This window comes from Asticcacaulis sp. W401b (assembly GCF_046503825.1).
GTDB lineage: Bacteria > Pseudomonadota > Alphaproteobacteria > Caulobacterales > Caulobacteraceae > Asticcacaulis.
The window spans coordinates 1-974 of the sequence record NZ_JBKFEE010000056.1; the positions used below are offsets into that span (position 1 = coordinate 1).

The window sequence follows — 974 nt, forward strand, 5'->3', positions numbered from 1 at the left end:
CTTGTCTCCAATGGCCTCGAAAATCGAAGCCGGCACGATCTCGACGGAATTCAGCAAGCGACCCGTCATCTTGAGAAAGCCAACCTGCAGGGCAAAGGCAATGCGGTTGGGCGCCGTGCGCCGTTGCGAAATTACTTTCAACTCTTCCGGCGTCGGCGTGAAAAACCGCTCGATTTCCAGCGACGTCAGCGCTTCTGGAAACGTCCGGTATCCCAAGTATTGCTGATCCCACCGGCCCATTTTGGACTTCCCAACTATGACTTTTGGTCACGGAGCTTGGAATATAGCACGGTTTTCCCGACCTTCACGCGCGATGCCGCCTCCCGCACGGTCAATCCTTTGGCAATATGCGCCCGGGCCAGAGCCAGCTTGGCCTCTGTCAAAACCTGCTTGCGCCCGCCTTTGCGACCACGAGCCTCGGCAGCTTTAAGGCCAGCCTGTGTTCGTTCACGATTGAGGTCCCGTTCGAACTGCCCGAGCGAGGCGAACAAATGGAAGATGAGCCGGCCACTGGCCGTCGTGGTGTCGATCTGCTCGGTCAGGGATTTGAAACCGACGCCTCGTTCTTCGAGGTCATTCACCGTCTTGATCAGATGGGACATCGATCGGCCGAGCCGGTCAAGTTTCCATACCGTCAAAACATCTCCGGCACGAACATATGCCAGCGCATCGGAAAGCCCGGGCCGTTCCGACTTGGCGCCCGAAATCTTGTCCTCGAAAATCATCGAGCAACCTACGGCGCTCAACGCATCCTTTTGCAGGTCCAAATTCTGCTCGTGGGTGGAAACTCTCGCGTAACCGATCGACGCCATAGCGATTTTGTCCGGAAATTGGTCCGGAAATCAGCTTGTCCGTTTTCCCATCGAAAGTCCATAGTTGACGGACAAAAGCCGCAAGTCCGCCAAATGATCGTTTGACGGACAGCAACGCTTCAAAAATCGGAAAACCTGAAACCTCAATAAAATCAACATGAT

Annotated in this window: 2 protein-coding genes; both read right to left on the minus strand. The window is 55.0% G+C overall.

Features of this window, described 5'->3' with window-relative positions:
• On the minus strand, window positions 1–240 hold a 240-nt coding region (locus tag ACK8OE_RS20835; RefSeq protein WP_410274226.1), incomplete at its 3' end, for a DUF4158 domain-containing protein.
• Between the two features lie 14 nt (window positions 241–254).
• On the minus strand, window positions 255–812 hold the full coding sequence (locus ACK8OE_RS20840; RefSeq protein ID WP_410274227.1) for a recombinase family protein: 558 nt from the start codon (window positions 810–812) through the stop codon (window positions 255–257).
• Between the last annotated feature and the right edge of the window lie 162 nt (window positions 813–974).

Coding starts and splice junctions, on each gene's coding strand:
- ACK8OE_RS20840 (WP_410274227.1), bottom strand. CDS start 812: ATGGCGTCGATCGGTTACGCGAGAGTTTCCACCCACGAGCAGAATTTG.